Origin of the sequence: Microbacterium barkeri (genome assembly GCF_027921765.1) — a bacterium.
In the GTDB taxonomy this organism is placed as follows: domain Bacteria; phylum Actinomycetota; class Actinomycetes; order Actinomycetales; family Microbacteriaceae; genus Microbacterium; species Microbacterium barkeri.
Map to the genome: position 1 here is coordinate 89,369 of NZ_BSEJ01000002.1, position 21,094 is coordinate 110,462.

20 protein-coding genes are annotated in these 21,094 nt (G+C 73.0%); 10 read left to right on the plus strand and 10 right to left on the minus strand.

Annotated features, from left to right (window positions below):
- The first annotated feature begins 1 nt into the window (after position 1).
- The 5 genes from PKE79_RS03490 to PKE79_RS03510 all read left to right on the plus strand — a co-directional run bounded on the left by PKE79_RS03490 (position 2) and on the right by PKE79_RS03510 (position 4,633).
- Positions 2-952, plus strand: a complete 951-nt coding sequence (locus PKE79_RS03490; RefSeq protein ID WP_271172276.1) for an ABC transporter permease — start codon at positions 2-4, stop codon at positions 950-952.
- Positions 949-1,827, plus strand: a complete 879-nt coding sequence (locus tag PKE79_RS03495; RefSeq protein WP_271172277.1) for an ABC transporter permease — start codon at positions 949-951, stop codon at positions 1,825-1,827. The genes PKE79_RS03490 and PKE79_RS03495 overlap by 4 nt, the downstream gene beginning before the upstream one ends.
- Positions 1,824-2,660: an ABC transporter ATP-binding protein gene (locus PKE79_RS03500; protein WP_271172278.1), complete on the plus strand. Its 837-nt coding sequence runs from the start codon at positions 1,824-1,826 to the stop codon at positions 2,658-2,660. Before PKE79_RS03495 ends, PKE79_RS03500 begins: the two co-directional genes overlap by 4 nt.
- Positions 2,647-3,453 (plus strand): ATP-binding cassette domain-containing protein, encoded by an 807-nt coding sequence (locus PKE79_RS03505; RefSeq protein ID WP_271172279.1) that lies wholly within the window; start codon positions 2,647-2,649, stop codon positions 3,451-3,453. The genes PKE79_RS03500 and PKE79_RS03505 overlap by 14 nt, the downstream gene beginning before the upstream one ends.
- A gap of 154 nt (positions 3,454-3,607) precedes the next feature.
- A complete protein-coding gene (locus PKE79_RS03510) occupies positions 3,608-4,633 on the plus strand; it encodes an alcohol dehydrogenase catalytic domain-containing protein (protein ID WP_271172280.1) in 1,026 nt (341 codons plus the stop codon).
- A gap of 6 nt (positions 4,634-4,639) precedes the next feature.
- Here PKE79_RS03510 and PKE79_RS03515 read toward each other — a convergent pair whose 3' ends face one another.
- The 4 genes from PKE79_RS03515 to PKE79_RS03530 all read right to left on the minus strand — a co-directional run bounded on the left by PKE79_RS03515 (position 4,640) and on the right by PKE79_RS03530 (position 7,432).
- Positions 4,640-5,266, minus strand: coding sequence for a GNAT family N-acetyltransferase (locus tag PKE79_RS03515; RefSeq protein ID WP_271172281.1), 627 nt, complete (start codon positions 5,264-5,266; stop codon positions 4,640-4,642).
- Between the two features lie 9 nt (positions 5,267-5,275).
- Complete coding sequence (locus PKE79_RS03520; RefSeq protein WP_271172431.1) at positions 5,276-5,971, minus strand: uracil-DNA glycosylase; 696 nt, start codon at positions 5,969-5,971, stop codon at positions 5,276-5,278.
- Between the two features lie 11 nt (positions 5,972-5,982).
- Positions 5,983-6,522 carry a phosphoribosyltransferase gene (locus tag PKE79_RS03525; protein WP_374727724.1) on the minus strand — a complete coding sequence of 180 codons (540 nt, stop codon included), beginning with the start codon at positions 6,520-6,522 and terminating at the stop codon, positions 5,983-5,985.
- A gap of 127 nt (positions 6,523-6,649) precedes the next feature.
- A complete protein-coding gene (locus PKE79_RS03530) occupies positions 6,650-7,432 on the minus strand; it encodes an SDR family oxidoreductase (RefSeq protein ID WP_271172283.1) in 783 nt (260 codons plus the stop codon).
- 196 nt (positions 7,433-7,628) lie between these two features.
- Between PKE79_RS03530 and PKE79_RS03535 the strand changes: the two genes are divergently transcribed.
- Together PKE79_RS03535 and metX are read left to right on the plus strand one after the other, a co-directional pair.
- On the plus strand, positions 7,629-8,945 hold the full coding sequence (locus tag PKE79_RS03535) for a bifunctional o-acetylhomoserine/o-acetylserine sulfhydrylase (RefSeq protein WP_374727723.1): 1,317 nt from the start codon (positions 7,629-7,631) through the stop codon (positions 8,943-8,945).
- A gap of 106 nt (positions 8,946-9,051) precedes the next feature.
- Positions 9,052-10,257 (plus strand): homoserine O-acetyltransferase MetX, encoded by a 1,206-nt coding sequence (gene metX / locus PKE79_RS03540; RefSeq protein WP_271172284.1) that lies wholly within the window; start codon positions 9,052-9,054, stop codon positions 10,255-10,257.
- A 6-nt stretch (positions 10,258-10,263) separates the two neighbouring features.
- Here the strand turns inward: metX and cds1 are convergent, their stop codons facing one another.
- From cds1 to PKE79_RS03565, 5 genes are all read right to left on the minus strand, one after another.
- Complete coding sequence (gene cds1, locus PKE79_RS03545) at positions 10,264-11,331, minus strand: L-cysteine desulfhydrase Cds1 (RefSeq protein ID WP_271172285.1); 1,068 nt, start codon at positions 11,329-11,331, stop codon at positions 10,264-10,266.
- A 48-nt stretch (positions 11,332-11,379) separates the two neighbouring features.
- The gene (locus tag PKE79_RS03550) at positions 11,380-12,612 is read right to left on the minus strand and encodes an MFS transporter (protein ID WP_271172433.1); all 1,233 of its coding nucleotides are present in this window, start codon (positions 12,610-12,612) and stop codon (positions 11,380-11,382) included.
- An 81-nt stretch (positions 12,613-12,693) separates the two neighbouring features.
- On the minus strand, positions 12,694-13,005 hold the full coding sequence (locus PKE79_RS03555; protein WP_271172286.1) for a thiamine-binding protein: 312 nt from the start codon (positions 13,003-13,005) through the stop codon (positions 12,694-12,696).
- Between the two features lie 23 nt (positions 13,006-13,028).
- A complete protein-coding gene (locus PKE79_RS03560; RefSeq protein ID WP_271172287.1) occupies positions 13,029-14,246 on the minus strand; it encodes a glycosyltransferase family protein in 1,218 nt (405 codons plus the stop codon).
- Between the two features lie 668 nt (positions 14,247-14,914).
- Positions 14,915-15,817 carry an ADP-dependent NAD(P)H-hydrate dehydratase gene (locus tag PKE79_RS03565; RefSeq protein ID WP_271172288.1) on the minus strand — a complete coding sequence of 301 codons (903 nt, stop codon included), beginning with the start codon at positions 15,815-15,817 and terminating at the stop codon, positions 14,915-14,917.
- 58 nt (positions 15,818-15,875) lie between these two features.
- Between PKE79_RS03565 and PKE79_RS03570 the strand changes: the two genes are divergently transcribed.
- The 3 genes from PKE79_RS03570 to PKE79_RS03580 all read left to right on the plus strand — a co-directional run bounded on the left by PKE79_RS03570 (position 15,876) and on the right by PKE79_RS03580 (position 19,465).
- Positions 15,876-16,967 (plus strand): NADH:flavin oxidoreductase/NADH oxidase, encoded by a 1,092-nt coding sequence (locus PKE79_RS03570; protein WP_271172289.1) that lies wholly within the window; start codon positions 15,876-15,878, stop codon positions 16,965-16,967.
- A 114-nt stretch (positions 16,968-17,081) separates the two neighbouring features.
- A complete protein-coding gene (locus PKE79_RS03575; RefSeq protein ID WP_271172290.1) occupies positions 17,082-18,407 on the plus strand; it encodes a hemolysin family protein in 1,326 nt (441 codons plus the stop codon).
- Complete coding sequence (locus PKE79_RS03580; RefSeq protein WP_271172291.1) at positions 18,404-19,465, plus strand: hemolysin family protein; 1,062 nt, start codon at positions 18,404-18,406, stop codon at positions 19,463-19,465. Before PKE79_RS03575 ends, PKE79_RS03580 begins: the two co-directional genes overlap by 4 nt.
- Positions 19,466-19,487: 22 nt before the next feature.
- Here the strand turns inward: PKE79_RS03580 and guaB1 are convergent, their stop codons facing one another.
- On the minus strand, positions 19,488-20,954 hold the full coding sequence (guaB1, locus tag PKE79_RS03585) for a GMP reductase (RefSeq protein WP_271172292.1): 1,467 nt from the start codon (positions 20,952-20,954) through the stop codon (positions 19,488-19,490).
- Positions 20,955-21,094: the final 140 nt, after the last annotated feature.

Sequence of the window (21,094 nt, forward strand, 5' to 3'; positions counted from 1 at the left end):
GGTGCTCCGGTACACGCTGACGAGGCTCGCGCTGCTGGCGCTCGGGCTGCTCGTCGCGAGCGCGCTCGTCTTCGCGACGCTGCGCGTGCTGCCGGGCGACGTGGCACAGCTCGTCGCGGGCACCGAGGGCAGCCCCGGCCAGGTGGCGGCGATCCGCGAGCGCCTCGGCCTCGACCGGCCCGTCCTCGTGCAGTACGCCGACTGGATCGGCGGGATCCTGCGCGGCGACCTGGGCCGGTCGCTCCTGACCGGCACCCCGGTCGCCGACGAGCTCGCGTCGAAGGCGCAGGTGACGGTGCCGCTCGGCGTGCTCTCGCTCGCCATCGCCCTCGCGATCGCCGTCCCGTTCGGCGTCCTGTCGGCCATCCGCCGCGGGCGCCCCGTCGGCACCTCGATCAGCGTCGTCGCGCAGCTGCTCGCCGCGGTTCCCGTCGTCTGGGCCGGGATGATGCTCGTCGTCGTCTTCGCGATCACGCTGGGCTGGCTGCCCGCGCAGGGATTCCCGCGCGCGGGCTGGTCCGACCCGGCCGCCGCGCTGAGAGCGCTCACGCTGCCCGCCCTCACGGTGGGCGTCGTCGAGGGCGCGCTCCTCCTCCGCTTCGTGCGCAGCGCGACGCTGCAGGCGCTCGGCGAGGACCACGTGCGCACGGCGGCGGCGAAGGGGCTCACGCGCACCCAGGCGCTCGTCCGACACGGCCTGCCGTCGGTCGGCCTGTCGATCATCACGGTGCTCGGCCTGCAGATCGCCGGCATCGTCGTCGGCGCTGTCGTCATCGAGCAGGTGTTCAATCTCCCCGGCATCGGGCGGATGCTCGTGGCGGATGTCGGCGCGCGCGACCTCGTGAAGGTGCAGGGCGAGCTGCTCGTCCTCACGGGCTTCGTGCTCGCGATCGGGTTCGCGGTCGACATCGTGCACCGTGTGATCGACCCCCGGCAGAGGGAGGCCGCATGACACCCGCGCGCGTGCTCTCGCGCCTGTGGCGCACGGGGACGGGGCGATTCGGCCTCGTCGCGGTCGCCGTGATCGGCGTCGTCGCCCTCGTGTCGCTGCTCTGGACCCCGTTCGATCCGCGCACGGTCGACCTCGCGGCGCGCTGGACGGGCCCCGGATGGCCGCACCTCCTCGGCGGCGACGCGAACGGGCGCGACATCCTCAGCCTGCTCATGGTCGGCGCGCGCACGACCGTGCTCGTCGCGGCGGGCGCGGGCGCGGTGGCGACGGCCGTCGGCGTGCTGCTCGCCGCGCTCGGCGCCCTCACCGCGCGGCCCGTGCGCGAGGCCGTGGCGGTGCTCGTCGACATCCTCATCGCCTTCCCCGTGCTCCTCATCGCCATGATGCTGTCGGCCGTGTGGGGTGCGTCGCTGTGGATCGTCGTGTGGTCGGTCGGCATCGGGTTCGGCGTGAACATCGCGCGGGTCGCCCGCGCCGAGCTGCGCCGCGTGCAGCGCAGCGACTTCGTGCTCGCGGCGCGCGCGTCGGGGCTCACGACCGTGCAGACGCTCACGCGCCACCTCCTCCCGAACGTGCTGCCGGTGTTCATCGTGCAGCTGTCGTGGTCGATGGCGGCTGCCGTGCTGGCGGAGGCGGGGCTGTCGTACCTCGGCTTCGGCGCCCCGGTCACCGAGCCGAGCTGGGGTCTGCTCCTCGGCGACATGCAGCGCTACATCTCGCTGCACCCGCTCTCGGTGCTGTGGCCGGGACTCGCGATCACGGTCACCGTGCTCGCGCTGAACCTCCTCGGCGACGCCCTGCGCGAGGCGACCGACCCGACCCTGCGCCGCGGCGAGGCCAAGCCGCAGGCGCATCAGCCGGTGGTGGTCTCATGAGCCTCGAGGTCTCGGGCCTCACGATCGAGATCGGCGGTCGCCGCGTCGTCGACGACGTCTCGTTCGCCGTGCCCGACGGCGCGCGGCTCGGGCTCATCGGCGAGTCCGGATCGGGCAAGTCGCTCACGGCGCTCGCGATCCTGGGCCTCCTGCCCGCGGCCGCCACCGCGAGCGGCAGCGTCCGCTGGCAGGGCGCCGAGATCCTCGGCATCCCCGACCGCGAGATGGCGCGGCTGCGGGGCGACGAGATCGGCATGGTCTTCCAGGAGCCGCAGACCGCGCTCAACCCGATCCGCACCGTGGGGCGCCAGATCTCGGAGGCCGTGCGCATCCACCGCGACGTCTCCCGGCGCGAGGCCGCGGAGATCGCCGTCGCCGAGGCCCGTCGCGTCGCGCTGCCCGACCCCGAGCGCATCGTCGCCCGCTACCCGCATCAGCTCTCGGGCGGGCAGCGCCAGCGGGTCGCGCTCGCCATGGCGCTCGCATGCCGCCCGCGGCTGCTCATCGCCGACGAGCCCACGACGGCCCTCGACGTCACGATCCAGGCCGAGGTGCTGCGCCTGCTCCTGTCGCTCGTCGCGGACGACGGGATGTCGCTCGTGTTCATCACGCACGATCTCGCGGTGCTGTCGCAGGTCGCGACCCACGGCGTCGTGCTCGAGGACGGCCGCGTCGTCGAGGATGCGCCCGTGTCGCGGCTGCTCACGGCGCCGCAGCACCCCGTCACGCAGGGCCTCCTGCGCGACGCGACCGCGACGCTCTGGCGACCCGCGGGCGCGGAGCACGCCCCGCGAGATGACGGCTCGGCGAAGGGGGCGGATGGCCGTGGCTGACATCCTCCTGCGAGCGCGCGCGCTCGAGCGGCGGCACCTCCATCCGCGCACGACGCTCTTCGAGCGGCGGCGCGAGACCGTCGCGCTGCACCCGACCGACCTCGACATCCGCCGCGGCGAGGCCGTCGGGATCATCGGAGAGTCCGGGTCGGGCAAATCCACGCTCGTGCGCCTGCTGCTCGGGCTCGACGTCCCGACGGCGGGCACCGTGGAGTACGACGGCCGGCCGGTCGACGCCCGCGCCCCGGCGCGGGCGCTGCACGGGCTGCGGCGCGCGACGGGCATCGTCTTCCAGGACCCGTACGCCTCGCTCGACCCCCGCATGACGGTCGCGCGCATCGTCGAGGAGCCGCTGTGGGCGCTCGGCATCCCGGGAGACCGCGCGGCGCGCGTCCGCGAGGTGCTCGCGCAGGTCGGCCTCGAGCCCGACATGGCCGACCGCTACCCGCACGAGTTCTCCGGGGGCCAGCGTCAGCGCATCGCCCTCGCCAGGGCCATCGTCCACCGCCCGGAGACGCTCGTGGGCGACGAGCCGCTGTCGGCGCTCGACGTCACGGTGCGGGCGCAGATCCTCGCGCTCCTCGCCGACCTGCGCGCGCGCGAGCGGATGACCCTCGTGCTCGTCTCGCACGACATCGGCGTCGTGCAGAACCTCTGCGACACGGTCGTCGTCATGAAGGACGGCCGCGTCGTCGAGCACGGGCCGACCCCGCAGGTGCTCCTCTTCCCGCGCGAGGACTACACGCGGCGGCTGCTCGCGGCCATCCCGACGATCGACCAGCCGCGCGCCTGACGCGGCACGGGGCATCCGCACGCGCCCGCGGCACGGGGCGGTCGCCATCCGTTTGCCGTCCGTTCACGCGCGCGCGTCAGGCTCGCCCCATGTCGATCGAGCGCGCCGCAGCCGGACCGCACCGCAGCCCCGCGACGACCGCCGCGGCCACGCTGTGAGCGCCGCGCCCACGACCCTCGCCGCCGTGTGGCGGGGCGCCGACGGCATCCGGATCGAGGAGCTGCCGGTGCCCGCGCCGCGGCCCGGCGAGCTCGTCGTCGAGATCGACCTCGCGACCGTCAGCGGCGACGACCGCCGCACCGCATCGGACGCGCACCGCGCACCCGCTGCCGTGCTCGGCCACGAGGCGGTCGGACGCGTCGTCGCCGCCGGAGTCGGCGCACCGGCGACCGAGGGCGATCGGGTCGTCTGGGCGCCGTCCGTCGGATGCGGGATGTGCGACCGCTGCCGACACGGACGGGTCGCGCGCTGCCGCAAGCTGCGCGAGATCGGGCGCGAGCCCATCGACGGCCCGTGGCCGCTCTCGGGCGCCTACGCCCGGCACATCCTCCTCCCGTCCGGAGCGACCGTGGAGCGGGTGCCGGACGAGCTGTGCGATGCCGTCGCGGCGCCCGCGGGCGGCGCCACGGCGACCGCGATGGCCGTGCGCGAGGCGTCGGGCGACCTCACGGGCCTGCGCGTCCTCGTCTGCGGCGCGGGGATGCTCGGCCTCACGGCGACGGCGGTCGCCCGGGAGAGCGGGGCGTCCGAGGTGGTCGTCCTCGATACCGACGCGTCGCGCCGCTCGCTCGCGCTCGCCTTCGGCGCGACGGCGGTCGCGGGGCCGCGGGATCGCCCGGGCGAGGCGGATCTCGCGTGGCAGCTCTCGGGAGCGGCCGAGGCGGCCTCGGGCGCGCTCGCGGCGCTCGCGATCGGCGGCCGGCTCGTCCTCGCGCGCGCAGGCGCGACATCCGCCGCGGTCCCTTTCGACCTGGACCGCGTCGTCCGCCGCGGGCTCGCGATCACCGGCGTGCTCGGCTCCGAGCCCCGCCACCTGCGCGAGGCGGTCGCGTTCCTCGCGTCCACGCGGACGCGGTACCCGTGGGAGCGGCTCGTCGCGCCCGCGATGGGCCTCGAGCACCTCGCGCTCCTCCTCGCGCAGCCCGCGAGCGTCGCGCCGCGGACCGCGATCGCGCCCTGACGACGGTCAGTCGTCCGAGCCGAAGACCCGCGAGAGCACGCCGCGCTTCCGCTTCGGCGTGAGCGACTTCTGGAGGTACACCGTGCCGAGCCAGCGGTCGAACTTGAAGCCGACCTTGCCCATCCGCCCGACCTCCTCGAAGCCGAAGCGCTCGTGCAGCGCGAGCGACCCCTCGGCGCCCTTGTCGCTGATCACCGCGACGATCTGACGGAGCCCCTTCTCCTCGCACGCCTCGATGAGGGCGGCCAGGAGCGCGGTGCCGAGGCCCTTGCCCGTCGCGGCGTGCCCGAGGTAGATGGAGTTCTCGACCGTGTACCGGTACGACGACTTGCCCGACCACGGCGACACGAGCGCATAGCCCAGCACCTGCCCGGTCGGCGCGACGGCGACGAGGAAGGGGAGGTCGAGCTTCTGCAGGTGGAGGAACTTCTCCTTCCACTGCCGATGCGTCCATTTCTTCTCGTCGAACGTCACGACCGAGTTCGTCACGTAGTAGTTGTAGATCTCGCGGATGTCCTCGATGTCGCGCATCTCGGCGGGGCGGATCTCGTACGAGAACGGGCGCTCGGGGGCGGGCCGACGCTGCAGGTGCAGCGGCAGGCGTCGGCGCTTCTGGTATTCCTCCTCGAGCATGCGTCCAGACTACGCGGGGATCGTCCAGTCGACAGGGCCGGCGCCCTGCTGCGCGAGCAGCGCGTTCGCTCGTGAGAACGGCCGCGATCCGAAGAAGCCGCGGCTCGCCGAGAGCGGCGAGGGGTGGGGCGACTCGATCGACGGCCCGCCGCCCAGCAGCGGCTTGAGGTTCGCGGCGTCACGCCCCCACAGGATCGCCACGAGCGGCCCGCCGCGCTCTGCGAGGGCGCGGATCGCGGTCTCGGTCACCCGCTCCCACCCCCATCCGCGGTGCGACGCGGGCGCACCGGGGCTCACCGTGAGCACGCGGTTGAGGAGCATCACGCCCTGGTCGCTCCACGCCGAGAGGTCGCCGTGCGGCGCGGGCGCGACGCCGAGGTCGCTCTGCAGCTCGCGGTAGATGTTCTGCAGGCTGCGCGGGATGGGCCGGACGTGTCGCTCGACCGCGAACGACAGGCCGATCGGATGGCCCGGGGTCGGGTACGGGTCCTGCCCGACGATGAGCACGCGGACGTCGGCGAGCGGGCGCTGGAACGCCCGCAGCACGCGGTCCCCCGCGGGCAGATACGGCCGCCCGGCCGCGACCTCGGCGCGGAGCCGGTCGCCGAGCGCGGCGATGTCGGCGGCCACGGGTGCGAGCGCGTGCGCCCAGCCGGCGTCGATGAGGCCCGCCTCGGCGAGCTCGGGAAGGGAGCGCCCTGCCATGTCGAGCGCGCTCACGCGGTCGGGGCGAGGCCGAGGTCCTCCTCGCGCACGGTGCCCCTGGCCGACCAGGGGAAGTCGATCCAGAGGTCGGTGTCCTTCCACGCGTAGTCGGGCTGGATGATCGTCGACGGCTTCGTGAAGATCGTGACCGACCGCACGTCGGCGCCCTTGTCGGAGAGCAGCTGGACGGCGAGCGCGAGCGTGCGCCCCGAGTCGGCGACGTCGTCGACGAGGAGCACGCGTCGTCCGTCGAGGTACTCCATGTCGAGGGCCGGCGGGAGCACCTCCGGCGCGTCGAGGACGGTCCCGATGCCCGTGTAGAACTCGACGTTGATGGCGCCGCAGTTCTTCGCGCCGAGGCCGTAGGCGATGGCGCCGGCGGGGAGGAGTCCGCCGCGCGCGATCGCGACGACGACCTCGGGCTCGAAGCCGCTGTCGAGGATCGTGCGGGCGAGATCGCGCGTCGCGGCGCCGAAGCCGTCCCAGGTGAGGACTTCGCGCTCGGTCGGAGTGTCGGTCACGGGCGTTCCTTTCGATCGTGTCTCAGTCATCGCGTCTTCCCGGGCCGGAAAACCAGGGAAAACGAGACATGCAAGTCAGACCCATCCTGCATGTCTCGAAAACCGCCGCCATCCGGGCCGGAAAACCAAGGAAAACGAGACATGCGGATGGTGCGGATCAGCTCTCGCGGACGGCGAGAGGGCCGCGGTGCAGGAGATGCGCGGCCGCCTGGGCCACGGGCCGCACGGTCACGAGGTCGAGGTTCACATGCCCGGGCGCCTCGAGGGCGTACGCGATCACGTCGGCCACGTCCTCGGCGGAGAGCGGGCTGTCGACGCCCGCGTACACGGCGTCCGCCGCCTCCCGGTCGCCGCCGAGGCGCGTGAGCGAGAACTCCTCGGTGCGCACCATCCCCGGCGCGATCTCGATCACGCGCAGCGGCTCGCCGTTGAGCTCGAGCCGGAGGGCGTCGACGATCATCGACTCCCCGGCCTTCGCGGCGTTGTAGCCGGCGCCACCGGGATACGCGCGCTGAGCAGCCGTCGACGTGACGAAGAGCAGGTCGGCGTGGCCCGCTCCCCCGCGCACCGCGTCGCGCAGCTGCGGCAGCAGAGCCCGCACGAGCCGCTGCGCGGACAGGACGTTCGCCTCGAACATCCACGTCCACTCGTCGGCGTCGCCGTCCTCGACACGGTCGGTGCCGCGCGCGCCGCCCGCGACGTGCGCGAGCGCGTGCACGCCGCCGCTCGCGGCGAGATGCGCGGCCAGGGCGTCGACGTCGGCCTGCCGGGTGAGGTCGGCGGCGAACACGTCGGCGCCCGTCTCCGCGGCGAGCGCCTCGAGGCGCTCGGCCCGCCGGGCCACGCCCGTGACGTCCCATCCGCGCGAGCGCAGCAGGCGCACCGTCGCCGCGCCAATCCCCGAGCTCGCTCCCGTCACGACCGCACGCCTGTTCGCCATCCGTCCAGTATGCCGTCCCCGACCGAGGGCGCACCGTGACGGCCTGTGACGAGCCGCGACGGCATGCGACGCGCGATATGACGCCGCGTGTCCCGTGCGTTGCCCGGGCACCGCGGGTTCCGTACTGTCGCAGTCATGCCCGAAGGCGGGCATCCCCGAGCAGATCCCACGACCATCCTTCGAGCAGGAGACACGCATGAGCGAGAACTGGCGCTTCGAGACCACGCAGATCCACGCGGGCGCGCAGCCCGACCCCGTGACCGGGGCCCGTGCGACGCCGATCTACAACACGACCTCGTACGTGTTCCGCGACGCGGACCACGCGAAGAACCTCTTCGCGCTCGCCGAGTTCGGCAACATCTACACGCGCCTGCAGAACCCGACGCAGGATGTCGTCGAGCAGCGCATCGCGGCGCTCGAGGGCGGCACGGGCGCGCTCCTCGTGGCGAGCGGCCAGGCCGCCGAGACCTTCGCCGTGCTCAACATCGCGCAGGCCGGCGACCACATCGTGTCCTCGAGCTCGATCTACGGCGGCACCTACAACCTCTTCAAGTACACGCTCGGCAAGCTGGGCATCGAGGTCACCTTCGTCGAGAACCAGGACGACCCCGAGCAGTGGCGTTCAGCGGTCCGCCCGAACACGAAGCTGTTCTTCGCGGAGACGATCGGCAACCCTGCCATCAACGTCCTCGACATCCGCACGGTCGCCGACATCGCCCACGAGAACGGCGTGCCGCTCATCGTGGACAACACGATCGCGACGCCGTACCTCATCCGCCCGTTCGAGCACGGCGCCGACATCGTCGTGCACTCCGCGACGAAGTTCCTCGGCGGGCACGGCACGGTCCTCGGCGGTGCGATCGTCGACGGCGGCCGCTTCGCGTGGTCGCAGAACGTCGAGAGGTTCCCGGGTCTCACCGAGCCCGACCCGTCGTACCACGGCGCGAGCTACACGACCGCCGTGGGCGACGAGCTCGCGTACATCATCAAGGCGCGCGTGCAGCTGCTGCGCGACCTCGGCTCGGCCATCGCCCCGCAGAGCGCGTGGCAGCTCATCCAGGGCATCGAGACGCTGTCGCTGCGGATCGAGCGCCACGTGCAGAACGCCCAGGAGATCGCGGAGTGGCTCGAGAACCACCCCGACGTCGCGACGGTCAACTACGCGGGTCTCCCGTCGTCGCCGTGGTACGCGAACGCGAACCGCTACGCGCCGAAGGGCGTCGGCGCCGTGCTGTCGTTCGAGCTCAAGGGCGGCGTCGACGCGGGCCGCGCGTTCGTCAACTCGCTCGGCCTGTTCAGCCACCTCGCCAACATCGGCGACGTGCGCTCGCTCGTCATCCACCCCGCATCGACGACGCACTCGCAGCTCACCCCCGAGCAGCAGCTCACGAGCGGCGTGACGCCGGGACTCGTGCGCCTGTCGATCGGCCTCGAGAACGTCGACGACCTCAAGGCCGACCTCGAGCAGGCGCTCGTCGCGGCCCGCGAGACGGCGGCGGCCGCTCGGGCCTGACCCGCGAACACGATGGATGCCCCGGGCGCGCGCCCGGGGCATCCGCCGTATCCGGCGACGCGTAACAGTGGCGGGGGCGTCCCGCAGAGCACGGGAGAATGGACGGATGGACTGGCAGATCTCCGAGGACACGGTGCCGTCTGCTCCCGTCACGGAGGCCGACGCCCGCTCGATGGCCGGCCGTCCGCCCGCGACGGGAGCGTGGCTCGACGGCGATCCCGTGGGGGATCGCCGGTTCGCCGCGTTCGGACCGCTCACGACCGAGAGCGGCGCGGAGCTGCCAGGGTTCCGCCTCGCGTACGAGACGTGGGGCGAGCTGAGCCCCGCCCGCGACAACGCGGTGCTCATCCTGCACGCTCTGACCGGCGACAGCCATGTCCGCGGCCCCGCCGGCCCCGGGCATCCGACCGCGGGATGGTGGGACGCGCTCGTCGGGCCGGGTCTCGCGATCGATACCGATCGGTGGTTCGTCATCGCCCCGAACGTCCTCGGCGGATGCCAGGGCTCGACCGGGCCGGCGAGCATCCACCCCGACGGCGAGGCCTGGGGCTCGCGCTTCCCGTATCTCACCATCCGCGACCAGGTCGCCGCGCAGGTCCGCCTCGCCGACGCCCTGGGCATCGACCGCTGGGCCGCCGTGATCGGCGGCTCGATGGGCGGCATGCACGCGCTCGAATGGGCCGTCGGGCTGCCCGACCGCGTCGAGCGGCTGGCCATCCTCTCCTCGCCCCCGATCAACACGGCCGACCAGATCGCCCTGAACTCCGTCCAGCTCGAGGCGATCGAGATCGATCCCCGATTCGCGGGCGGCGACTACTACGACGCGGCACCCGGTGAGGGGCCGCACCGCGGTCTCGCGCTCGCCCGTCGGATGGCCCTGCTGAACTACCGCAGCCCCACCGAGCTCAATCAGCGGTTCCAGCGGTCGTGGCAGTCCGACGTCAGCCCCCTCGGCTTCGGCGGCCGCTTCGCGGTGGAGTCGTACCTCGACTTCCACGGCAACAAGTTCACGCGCCGCTTCGACGCGAACACGTACATCCGGCTCGTGGAGGCGATGGACTCGCACGACGTCGGCCGCGGCCGCGGCGGTGTCGAGGAGGCCCTGTCGGAGGTCACCGCGACGACGCTCGTGCTGGGGATCGACAGCGACCGGCTCTTCCCCGTCGACGGGCAGCACCGCATCGCGCGCAGCATCCCGAACACGCTCGACGGGCAGGAGTCGGTGGTGCTGCACAGCGACTTCGGCCACGACGGGTTCCTCATCGAGACCGAGGCCGTCGCCCACCACCTCGGCCGCCTGTTCGCGGCGTAGCGCGGGTCAGTCCCAGACGCCGGTCGCGAGGAAGCGGTCCATCCGCTCGCGGTGCGGCGCGAGGTCGTGCCCCTGCGCGGCGACCCACGCGTCGTCGTGGTAGGTGTGAGCGTAGCGCGCGCCGCCGTCGCAGATGAGGGTGACGACGCTGCCCCGCTCCCCCGCCGCGATCATCCGCGCGATGATCTGGAACGCGCCGACGAGGTTGGTGCCGGTCGAGCCGCCCGCCCAGTGCAGCGTGCGCTCCCTGAGGAGGCGGATGGCCGCGAGCGACGCCGCGTCGGGGATCGGGAGCACCTCGTCGATCACTCCGGGGACGAACGACGGCTCGACGCGCGGGCGCCCGATGCCCTCGATGCGGCTCGGCATGCCCGTCGTGTGGTCGGAGCGCCCGGTGCGCCATCCGCCGTAGTACGCGGAGTTCTCCGGGTCGACGACCGCGATCCGGGTCGGATGGCGGCGGTAGCGCACATAGCGGCCGAACGTCGCGCTCGTGCCGCCGGTTCCCGCGCCCACGACGATCCACGCGGGGACGGGATAGCGCTCGGCGGCGAGCTGCTCGAACACGCTCTCGGCGATGTTGTTGTTGCCGCGCCAGTCGGTCGCGCGCTCGGCGTACGTGAACTGGTCGAGGTAGTACCCGCCGCTCTCCGCCGCCAGGCGCTCCGCCTCGGCGTACATGTCGCCGGGGACGTCGACGAAGTGGCAGCGCCCTCCGTAGAACTCGATGAGCTCGATCTTCTCGGGGCTCGTCGCCCGCGGCACGACCGTCACGAAGTCGAGCCCGAGCATGCGCGCGAAGTACGCCTCCGACACGGCGGTCGATCCGCTCGACGCCTCGACGAGCGTCGTCCTCTCGTCGATGCGCCCGTTCACGAGCCCGTAGAGGATGAGCGATCGCGCGAGGCGGTGCTTGAGCGAGCCGGTCGGGTGCACGGACTCGTCCTTGAGGTACAGGTCGATGCCCCACTCGGGCGGAAGCGGGAAGACGTGCAGGTGCGTGTCGGCGCTGCGGTTCGCGTCGGCCTCGAGCAGGCGGATGGCGTCGCGCACCCAGGTGCATCGGTCGGTCACGCCTTCGACCCTACGCGGCGTCCTGCGCCGCGAGCGGATGGCCCGGGCTCAGACCGTGGGGATGGGCGAGGTGCCGGTGTCCTCCGAGGAGAAGGATGCGAGCATCCGCGCGTCGGAGCGCCGTTCGGCCGCGAAGGCGACGAGCGCGATGGCCATCCCGACGAGTGACAGGACGACGCCGACCCACACCGGGGCGACGTATCCCCATCCGGCGGCGATCACGGCGCCGCCGAGCGCCGCCCCGAGGCTGTTGCCGACATTGAGCGCCGAGTGGTTGAGGGCGGCGCCGATCGCCTGGTGATCGCGCGCGACATCGAGCAGGCGCAGCTGCACGGTCGGCGTGGCGGTCGCCGAGACGGTCGCGAAGACGAACAGGCCGATGACGAGCGCGATGGTGAGGTGGGCGACGACGCCGACGAGGGCCGACGCGCCGGCGAGCGCGAGCAGACCGTAGACGAGGGTGCGGCGCACGCTGATGTCGGCGAGCAGGCCGCCGAGCAGGTTGCCGATCGTCATGCCGAGCCCGATGGCGACGAGCGCGATCGACACGACCCACTCCTCCGCCCCGGCGACCTCGGTCACGAGGGTCGCGACGTAGCTGTACACCGCGAAGAACGCGCCGAAGCCGATCGACCCGATCGCGACCGTGAGCCAGACCTGGGGGATGCGGAAGATGCCGAGCTCGTGGCGGACCGTGCGACCCGCGTCGCCGGGCTGCGCGGGCACGAAGAAGGCGATCATGAGCAGGGCGAGCAGGAAGACCGCCCCGACGACGACGTAGGCGGCGCGCCATCCGAGCTGCTGACCGAGGAGCGTGCCGCCGGGCACGCCGACCACGTTGGCGATCATGAGGCCGCTCATGACGATCGAGATCGCGCGGCCGCGCTTCTCGGGGCCGAACAGGTCGGCCGCGACGACGGCGGCCATGCCGAAGTACGCGCCGTGCGGCAGCCCCGACAGGAAGCGCGAGAGGCCGACGAGTTCGAACGTCGGCATGACGACGGTGAGCGCGTTGAAGACGAGGAGCGCGAGGGCGAGGGCGATGAGCACGCGGTGACGCGGGAACCGCGACACGAACGCCGCGATCGTCGGCGCTCCGATGACGACGCCGAGCGCGTAGAGGCTGATCAGCACGCCCGCCTGCGCGACGGCGTCCTCGGGGCTCGCGGCGTGGACGGCCGGCAGGAGGTCGCCCGCGATGCGCGGGAGGAGGCCCATCGAGACGAACTCGGTCATGCCGATGCCGAAGGCGCCGATGGCGAGCGAGAGGAGCGCCCACATCGCCGCACCCCTCGACGTGGTGGTCGAGGTGGTCACCAGGAGAGTCTACGGGCCGTGCGCGGCGCCGCTCTCACGGAAGCCTCAGTCCAGGTCGCCGATCGCACGCTCGAGGCGCTCGATCTTGCCGTCGATCTCGCCGTGGTAGCCCGGGCGGATGTCGGCCTTCAGCACGAGGGAGACGCGGGAGCCGAACGGCATGACGGCCTCGGTCGCGCGGCGCACGACATCCATCACCTCGTCCCAGGTCTCGCCCTCGATCTCGGTGAACATCGACGTCGTGCGGTGCGCGAGGCCCGATTCGCGGACGACCTTGACGGCCGCGGCGACCGCGTCGTGCACGGAGCCGTCGGCGCTGCCGTCTCCCGAGGGAGCGACGGAGAAGGCGACGAGCATGGGATTCCCCTTTCGAAGGACGGTCAGGACTCCGCGAGCGCGACGGCGCGCGAGCGGACGCGGACGGGCACGCGCGCCACGCGCGCGACCGCCCAGACGAGGAGGACGACGAGCAGTGCGTTGCGTGCCGTCAGGACCGACACGGCGAACGGCTCGGCGAGCATGACCCCCATGTAGAGGAGGGGGTACACGAGCTGGGTGAGGAGCGCGCAGGCCAGCGCGAGGAGAGCCGGCCCCCGAGCACGTCGCCGGTCGACGACGAGCCACAGCGCGATCGGCGCGATGAGCCAGTCGTGGAACTGAGGGGAGCCGACCTTGTTGAACACCATGAACGCGAGAACGAGGGCCAGCGCGAGCGGCGGCACGAGCGAGCGGTACGCGGCGCCCCGGCGCGCCTGGACGACGCCGAGCACCGCGATCGCGGCGACCGCGGCACCGAGCAGCGGGGTCATCGCGGCGATGACGGCATCGACCTGCGGTCCCGTCACCTGGAAAGTGAGGATGTCGCGGTCGTAGAAGATCCACCAGTCCGGGATGTGCAGCGCGGCACCCCAGACGTAGAACGTGCTCACGGGCGCCTCGAGCTGCAGGCCGCGCCCCGTCTGCATCGTGACGAATCCGAGCAGGTGGGCCGCTCCCCCGCTCACCACGACGACCGCGACGACGAGGGCGGAGGCGACGGCAGCGCCGACGAGCACGGCCCCTCGGCGGCGCATCGCGACCACGGCCGTCGCCACGAGCGCAGCCGGCCACACCTTGATCCAGGCGGCGGCCGTGAGGAGGGCGGAGGCGACGGTCGGCCGCGTCGCGAGGAGGAGCAGCCCGACGATCGCGATCGGCACCGTGATCGCGTCGAGCCGGAACATCCCGACCGGCCCGAGGAGGAGCGCGAAGCCGAGCCAGAACCACGCGGCCGTGCGGCGACCGCGTGATCGTCCGTCTCCGACGAGGAGCCAGAAGGCGACCGCGTCGCACAGCGTGACGAGGATCGCCCACGCGAGGTCGTATCCGCCGATCCCGGCGAGCGCGTGTGCGAGCAGCATCGGCGCGAGGGCCAGCTGCGGGTATACCCACGCCTCGGTGACGCCGACGATGCCGTCGCCCGCGAGGGCGCGCGCCGACCACGGCTCGTACACGAGGTGGACGTCGCCCATCGGCTGGTTGGGCATCCACCAGCCGGCCGCCGCGACCCAGACGTGCACGAGCGTGAACGCGATCCACAGCAGCATCCGCCTCGGCACGCCCCCATCCTACGGACCGCCCCTCCGGCCATCCGCCCCCGTGCATGTCTCGAAAGGGCACGGTTTCGGGGTGTCTATCCCTACCCGGGTGAGACATGCCGGGTCGGGCCTTGGCGCGTGGCCCTGGCGCATGTCTCGAAAGGGCACCGTTTCGGCGTGCCAATCCCTACCCGGGTGAGACATGCCGGCCCGGGCCTTGGCGCGTGGCCCTGGCGCATGTCTCGAAAGGGCACCGTTTCGGCGTGCCAATCCCTACCCGGGTGAGACATGCCGGCCCGGGCCCGGTCGCATGTCTCGAAAAGGCACGGTTTCGGCGTGCCAATCACTACCCGGGTGAGACATGCGCCGTCGGGCCCCGCCGCGTGTCTCGAAAAAGCACGGTTTCGGCGCGCCAATCCCCACCCAGGTGAGACATGCCGGCCCGGGCCCGGTCGCATGTCTCGAAAAGGCACGGTTTCGGCGCGCCAATCCCTGCACCGGTGAGACACGCCACGTCGGGCCCTGGCCGCACCCGGCCGCATGTCTCGAAAAGGCACCCTTTCGGCATCCCTATCCCCACACTGGTGAGACATGCCGGCTCCGCCCGGCCGCCACCCCGATCCGGCCGCCACCCCGGCGCAGCCCCCGCCCCAACCCCAGCACCAGCCCCCGAACACGCCCGCGCCGGCTCAGGCGGCGAGCGCGGCGGCGAAGGCGGCCGGAAGCGCCTCGGCCACGTCGATCGCGGCGATCGGATGGCCGCGGCCGGAGGCGATGCGTCCGGCGGTCCCGTGCAGCCAGGCCGCGGTCGCGGCGATCGGGCCGAGCTCCTCGACGTCGAGCTCGCGCCCCGCGACGCGGGCGGCCGCCGCTGCTCCCGCGAGAAGAGCGCCCGCCGCTCCGGCCAGGACGTCGCCCGTGCCCGCCGACGCGAGCCAGGGCGTGCCGGAGCGGACGACCGTCCACCAGCCTCCCGGCGTCGCCACGATCGTCGCGGCGCCCTTGAGGAGCACGACGCCGCCGAGCGCGACCGCGGTCTCGCGGACCACGAGCACGCGCTCTCGGAACGGGCCGCTCAGGCGCGGGGCGAGCGGATCCTCCTCGACGTCGTCGATGCCGAAGCCGAGCGGAATGCGCACCTCGCGCAGCTCCCCCTCGTGCGGCGTCACGATGAGCGGGCCCGTGGCCTCCACGGCGAGGTCCAGAGCCCCCGCGTCGACGACGACGGGCAGCGGCCGGTCGCGCAGGATGCCGCGCAGCAGCCGCGTCTCATCCTCGCCGCGTCCGCGCGCGTCCACACCGGAGCCGATGACCCAGGCGTCGGCGCGCCCCGCGCCGAGCACGGTCTCGGGTCGGCGCTGCAGCACGAGGCCCGCGACGTCCTCGGGGCCGTCCCACCGGACCATCCCGACGCCCGCGCGCCACGCACCCTCCGTCGAGAGCACCGCCGCGCCCGGGTACGCGAGCGACCCCGTGCGCAGGGCGACGACGCCTCGGGAATACTTGTGGTCGTCTGCGGTTGGCACTCGCAGGACGCGGACCGCGTCCTGGGCGGTCCACTCATCCGAGTGCCATGCGTGTCCTCCCGGCATGCCGCCACCCTACTCGCGCTGTGCGCGGCGCCGACGAGCGCCGCCGGATCGGAGCACTGTGAGCCAGCTGTTCAGCCCCCTGACCGTCCGCGAGACGACGTTCCGCAACCGCCTGTGGGTGTCGCCGATGTGCATGTACAGCGCCGAGGACGGCGTCGTGAACGACTGGCACCACGTGCACCTCGCGCAGTTCGCATCGGGCGGCGCGGGCCTGGTCATGAGCGAGGCCGCGGCCGTCTCGCCCGAGGGCCGGATCTCGCCGCGCGACGCGGGCATCTGGAACGACGCCCAGCGCGACGCGTGGGCCGAGGTCGTCGCCGCGATCCACGCGCGCGGCGCGCTCGCGGCCGTGCAGCTCGCGCACGCGGGTCGCAAGGGCTCGACCTGGTGGCCGTTCGCCGACGCGGAGGGCAGCGTTCCGATCGAGGAGGGCGGATCGCCCACGGTCGCCCCGTCTCCGGTCGCGTTCGACGGCTACGCGGTCCCGCAGGAGCTCGACGAGGCGGGCATCGCGCAGGTGATCTCGGACTTCCGCGCCGCCGCCCGGCGCGCCCTCGATGCCGGCTTCGACGTCGTCGAGGTGCACGCGGCGCACGGCTACCTCCTGCACGAGTTCCTCTCGCCGCTGTCGAATCAGCGCACGGACGGATGGGGCGGCTCGCCGGAGGGCCGGGCACGGCTCCTGCTCGAGGTCGTCCGCGCCGTGCGCGCCGAGGTGGGCGACCGAGTGCCCGTCTTCGTGCGCTTCTCCGCGACGGACTGGGCCCCGGGCGGGCTCGAGGTCGAGGACGTCGCGACCGCGGCGACCTGGGCGCACGAGGCCGGCGCCGACCTCTTCGACATCTCCACCGGGGGTCTCGTGCGCCACCAGCGCATCGAGCCGGGACCGGGCTACCAGGTTCCGCACGCCGCGCGCATCCGCGAGCTCACGGGCCTCCCCACGGCGGCCGTGGGGATCATCACGTCGGGAGAGCAGGCCGAGGAGGTGCTCGCCGAAGGCGCAGCCGACGCCGTCTTCGCGGGTCGCGAGTTCCTGCGGGATCCGCACTTCGCGCTCCGTGCGGCGGCCGAGCTCGGCGAGCCGGCCGACGCGCTGTGGCCGCCGCAGTACCTGCGCGCGCACCGCGAGCGCGTGGCGGCACGACGCTGAGCGAGACGCGCGTCCAGAGGCGTGCCGTATCATGAGCGGCACGATGGACGACCCTCCGAGTTACAGACGATCGCCCCACTGCCCGCCCTCCGAGCCCCTCGGAGGTGACGAATGATGGATTACGTCTTCCTGGGCGTGGGGCTCATCCTGACGATCGGAACCGGTCTGTTCGTCGCGAGCGAGTTCGCGCTCGTGAACCTCGACCGCGCCGAGCTCGAGGCGCGCCAGTCGCGCGGCGAGAGCCGCCTGTCGCTCACGATCCGCGCGCTGCGGCACACCTCGACGCACCTGTCGAGCGCCCAGCTCGGCATCACGCTGACGACCCTGCTCACGGGCTACACGCTCGAGCCCGCGTTCTCGAACCTGCTGCGGCCGGTCCTCATCGGCTGGGGCGTCGCCGAGCCGGCCGTCGCGCCCATCGCGACCGTCGTGGCGATGGCCGTCGCGACCATCCTCTCGATGATCCTGGGCGAGCTCGTGCCGAAGAACTTCGCGCTCGCGCTGCCGCTGGCCACGGCCAAGGTGGTCGCGCCGTTCCAGATCGCGTTCACCGCCGTGTTCCGGCCGGTGATCGCCCTGCTGAACGGCAGCGCCAACGCCGTGCTGCGGGCGATGGGCATCGAGCCCAAGGAGGAGCTCTCGGGCGCCCGCTCGGCCGAGGAGCTCTCGAGCCTCGTGCGGCGCTCCGCTCTCGCGGGCGTCCTCGAGGAGGACACCGCGACCCTGCTCGACCGGAGCCTCACGTTCGCGCGACTCAGCGCGGGCGACGTCATGACGCCGCGGCCGCGCGTCCACGCGGTCGCGGCCGGCGACTCCGCCGACGAGGTGATCCAGCTCGCGCGGCAGACCGGGCACAGCCGGTTCCCCGTGTACGACGAGTCGATGGACGACATCGTCGGCATCGTGCACCTCAAGGCCGCGGTCAGCGTTCCGCGCGAGCGGCGAGGCGACGTGCCGGCGGCCGCCCTCGCGAACGAGCCGCTGCGCGTTCCCGAGACCGTGCACCTCGACGCCCTCATCGCCGAGCTCCGGGTCGGCGGCTACCAGATGGCCGTCGTCGTCGACGAGTACGGCGGCACGGCGGGCGTCGTGACCCTCGAGGACCTCGTCGAGGAGATCGTCGGCGAGGTGTCCGACGAGCACGACCGCCGCCCCGCGGGGGTCGTGCGCCACCGCGACTCGGTGACCTTCCCCGGTCAGCTCCGCCCCGACGAGCTGCGCGACCGCGCAGCCGTCGAGGTGCCGGAGGACGACGCGTACGACACGGTCGGCGGATTCATCATGAGCGTGCTCGAGCGCGTGCCCGTCGTCGGAGACGCCGTCCGCGTCGACGACGGCACACTCACCGTGGAGCGGATGGACGGGCGCCGCGTCGACCGCGTGCGCTTCACCCCCGACCCGCTCCCCGAGGGCGCTGAGGACGAGGAGGGCCGGCGATGAGCGACTGGGCCGGACTGGCATGGCTCGTGGTGCTCCTGCTCGCGAACGCCTTCTTCGTCGGCGCCGAGTTCGCCGTCATCTCGGCGCGGCGCTCGCAGATCGAGCCGCTCGCCGAGAAGGGCTCGCGCGCGGCGCGCACCGCGCTGTTCGCGATGGAGCACGCGACGCTCATGCTCGCGACCTCGCAGCTGGGCATCACGATCTGCTCGCTGCTCATCCTGAACGTCTCGGAGCCGGCGCTGCACCACCTCCTCGCGGTGCCGCTCGGGCTCACCGGGATGGCCGAGGCGGCCGTCGACACGATCGCGTTCGTGATCGCGCTCGTGTTCGTCTCCTACCTGCACGTCGTGTTCGGCGAGATGGTCGCCAAGAACATCGCGTTCTCGGTTCCCGACCGCGCCGTGCTCCTGCTCGCTCCGCCGCTCGTGTGGGTGTCGAAGGTCTTCCATCCCGTGATCTGGGCCCTGAACTGGCTCGCGAACGCGGTGCTGCGCCTCTTCGGCGTCGAGCCGAAGAACGAGGCCGCATCGACCTTCACCCTCGACGAGGTCGCCACGATCGTCGCGCAGTCGCGCCGCGAGGGCGTCCTCGACGACACCGCCGGCACGGTCGCGGCCGCGGTGGAGTTCACCGACAAGAAGGCGAAGGATGTCGCGGTGCCGCTCGCGCGGATCGTGACGCTTCCCGAGCAGGTCACGCCCGACGAGGTCGAGCGCGCGGTGGCGAAGCACGGCTACTCGCGGTACGTGATCGTCGACGATGCGGGCGACCCGGTCGGATACGTCCATCTCAAGGACATCCTCCGCGCCGCGAACGGCGACGACCCGGATGAGAAGGCCGCGCGCCCCATCCCGCCCAAGCGGATCCACGCGATGGTGCCGGTTCAGGAGACGACCGACCTCGAGGACGCGCTGGCGATCATGCGCCGCGCCGGGCGCCACCTGGCCCGGGTGCGCGACGCCGAGGGCACGACGACAGCCGTGCTCTTCCTCGAGGACATCATCGAGGAGCTCGTGGGCGAGGTCCACGACGCGACAGAGCGCTCCCGCCGGCGCTGACGCGACGCCCCGGCGCTCCCCGTCACCAGCTGACGGGGAGCGCCTTCCCCTCCTCGTAGCCCGCCGCGGACTGCAGGCCGACGCGGGCGCGGTCGTGGAACTCCGCCACGGTCGCGGCGCCCGCATACGTGAACGACGAGCGCACGCCCGAGGTGATCATGTCGACGAGGTCCTCGACGCTCGGGCGGAGCGGGTCGAGGTAGATGCGCGACGACGAGATCCCCTCGGCGAACAGCTCCTTGCGTGCACGCTCGTAGGCGTCGAGTCGGCCGAAGCGCTCCTGCACGGCCTTCGTCGAGGCCATCCCCCACGACTCCTTGAAGATGCGGCCGTCGGCGTCCGTCTGCAGCGAGCCCGGCGCCTCGATGGTGCCGGCGAACCACGAGCCGATCATGACGCTCGCGGCGCCCGCCGCGAGCGCGAGCGCGACGTCGCGCGGGTAGCGGACGCCGCCATCCGCCCACACGTGCGCGCCGAGGTCGCGCGCGGCCTCGGCGGTCTCGAGCACGGCCGAGAACTGGGGCCGCCCGACGGCGGTCATCATGCGGGTCGTGCACATCGCGCCGGGGCCCACGCCGACCTTGAGGATCGACGCGCCGGCCGCCACGAGGTCGCGGACGCCGTCGGCCGTGACGATGTTGCCGGCCACGACCGGGATGCCGAGGCCGAGGCCCGCGACGACGCCGAGCGCGCGCAGCATCCCCTCCTGATGCCCGTGCGCGGTGTCGACCACGAGCACGTCGACGCCCGCCGCCGCGAGCGCCCGGGCCTTCGCCTCGACGTCGCCGTTGATGCCGATCGCCGCGGCGACGACGAGGCGGCCGCCGGCGTCGACCGCGGGGCGGTAGAGCGTCGACCGGAGGGCGCTGCGGCGCGTCGCGGTGCCCACGAGCCGGCCCTTGCGCACGACGGTCATCATCTCGACATCGGCGTCCACGAGCAGGTCGAACGCGTGCCGTGCGTCGGTGACGTCGTCGGCGTCGATCGACGGCACGGGGCCGCGCACGAGGTCGCCGAGCGCGGCGTCGGGAAGCGCGGTCGCGAGCCGAGACGCCGGCAGCATGCCGCGGATGTCGGACACGTGCGGGAGCTCGCCATCCGCTCCCTCGGCGCGACCGACGACGATGCCGTGCCCCTCGAGCGGCGGCAGCACGCGACGCGCCTCCTCGACCGTCGTCTCTGGCGCGAGGATGAGCGGCGTGTCCCAGTGCACCGGCTGCCGCTTCACCCAGCGGATGGCCGCATCGAGGGCCTGAAGGGGCATGTCCTGCGGGAGCACGCCGAGCCCGCCGCGGCGCGCGAGGGCCGCCGCGAGCCGCGGGCCCGTCACGGAGTTCATGTTGCTCGACACGAGCGGGATGGTCGCGGTCGTGCCGTCACCCGGCGCGAGGTCGACCTGGAGGCGGCTCGTGATCGCCGATCTGCGCGGCGCGAGGAAGACGTCCGAGTAGGTGAGATCGACCGTCGGGGGCTCGCCGATGAATTCCATGTCGCCCACGGTAGCGCCGCCCTGTCGGAACGCGGCGGCGCGCGACTGTGCGTGCCATCAGAGCGCGTCGCCTCAGGGCGTTCCGCGCGGCGAGTGGGCTAGGCTGGATGCCTGAACGCACGCGCATCGTCCCGGTGCGA

Bases quoted from the DNA above. Each gene is read 5' to 3' on its own strand.
- guaB1 (WP_271172292.1), bottom strand. From the start codon at position 20,954: ATGGAATTCATCGGCGAGCCCCCGACGGTCGATCTCACCTACTCGGAC.
- PKE79_RS03530 (WP_271172283.1), bottom strand. From the start codon at position 7,432: ATGGCGAACAGGCGTGCGGTCGTGACGGGAGCGAGCTCGGGGATTGGC.
- PKE79_RS03495 (WP_271172277.1), top strand. From the start codon at position 949: ATGACACCCGCGCGCGTGCTCTCGCGCCTGTGGCGCACGGGGACGGGG.
- PKE79_RS03525 (WP_374727724.1), bottom strand. From the start codon at position 6,522: ATGACTGAGACACGATCGAAAGGAACGCCCGTGACCGACACTCCGACC.
- PKE79_RS03515 (WP_271172281.1), bottom strand. From the start codon at position 5,266: ATGCTCGAGGAGGAATACCAGAAGCGCCGACGCCTGCCGCTGCACCTG.
- PKE79_RS03550 (WP_271172433.1), bottom strand. From the start codon at position 12,612: ATGTGGGCGCTCCTCTCGCTCGCCATCGGCGCCTTCGGCATCGGCATG.
- PKE79_RS03500 (WP_271172278.1), top strand. From the start codon at position 1,824: ATGAGCCTCGAGGTCTCGGGCCTCACGATCGAGATCGGCGGTCGCCGC.
- PKE79_RS03535 (WP_374727723.1), top strand. From the start codon at position 7,629: ATGAGCGAGAACTGGCGCTTCGAGACCACGCAGATCCACGCGGGCGCG.
- PKE79_RS03520 (WP_271172431.1), bottom strand. From the start codon at position 5,971: ATGGCAGGGCGCTCCCTTCCCGAGCTCGCCGAGGCGGGCCTCATCGAC.
- metX (WP_271172284.1), top strand. From the start codon at position 9,052: ATGGACTGGCAGATCTCCGAGGACACGGTGCCGTCTGCTCCCGTCACG.
- PKE79_RS03555 (WP_271172286.1), bottom strand. From the start codon at position 13,005: ATGCTCGTCGCCTTCTCCGTCGCTCCCTCGGGAGACGGCAGCGCCGAC.
- PKE79_RS03505 (WP_271172279.1), top strand. From the start codon at position 2,647: ATGGCCGTGGCTGACATCCTCCTGCGAGCGCGCGCGCTCGAGCGGCGG.
- PKE79_RS03575 (WP_271172290.1), top strand. From the start codon at position 17,082: ATGGATTACGTCTTCCTGGGCGTGGGGCTCATCCTGACGATCGGAACC.
- PKE79_RS03565 (WP_271172288.1), bottom strand. From the start codon at position 15,817: ATGCCGGGAGGACACGCATGGCACTCGGATGAGTGGACCGCCCAGGAC.
- PKE79_RS03580 (WP_271172291.1), top strand. From the start codon at position 18,404: ATGAGCGACTGGGCCGGACTGGCATGGCTCGTGGTGCTCCTGCTCGCG.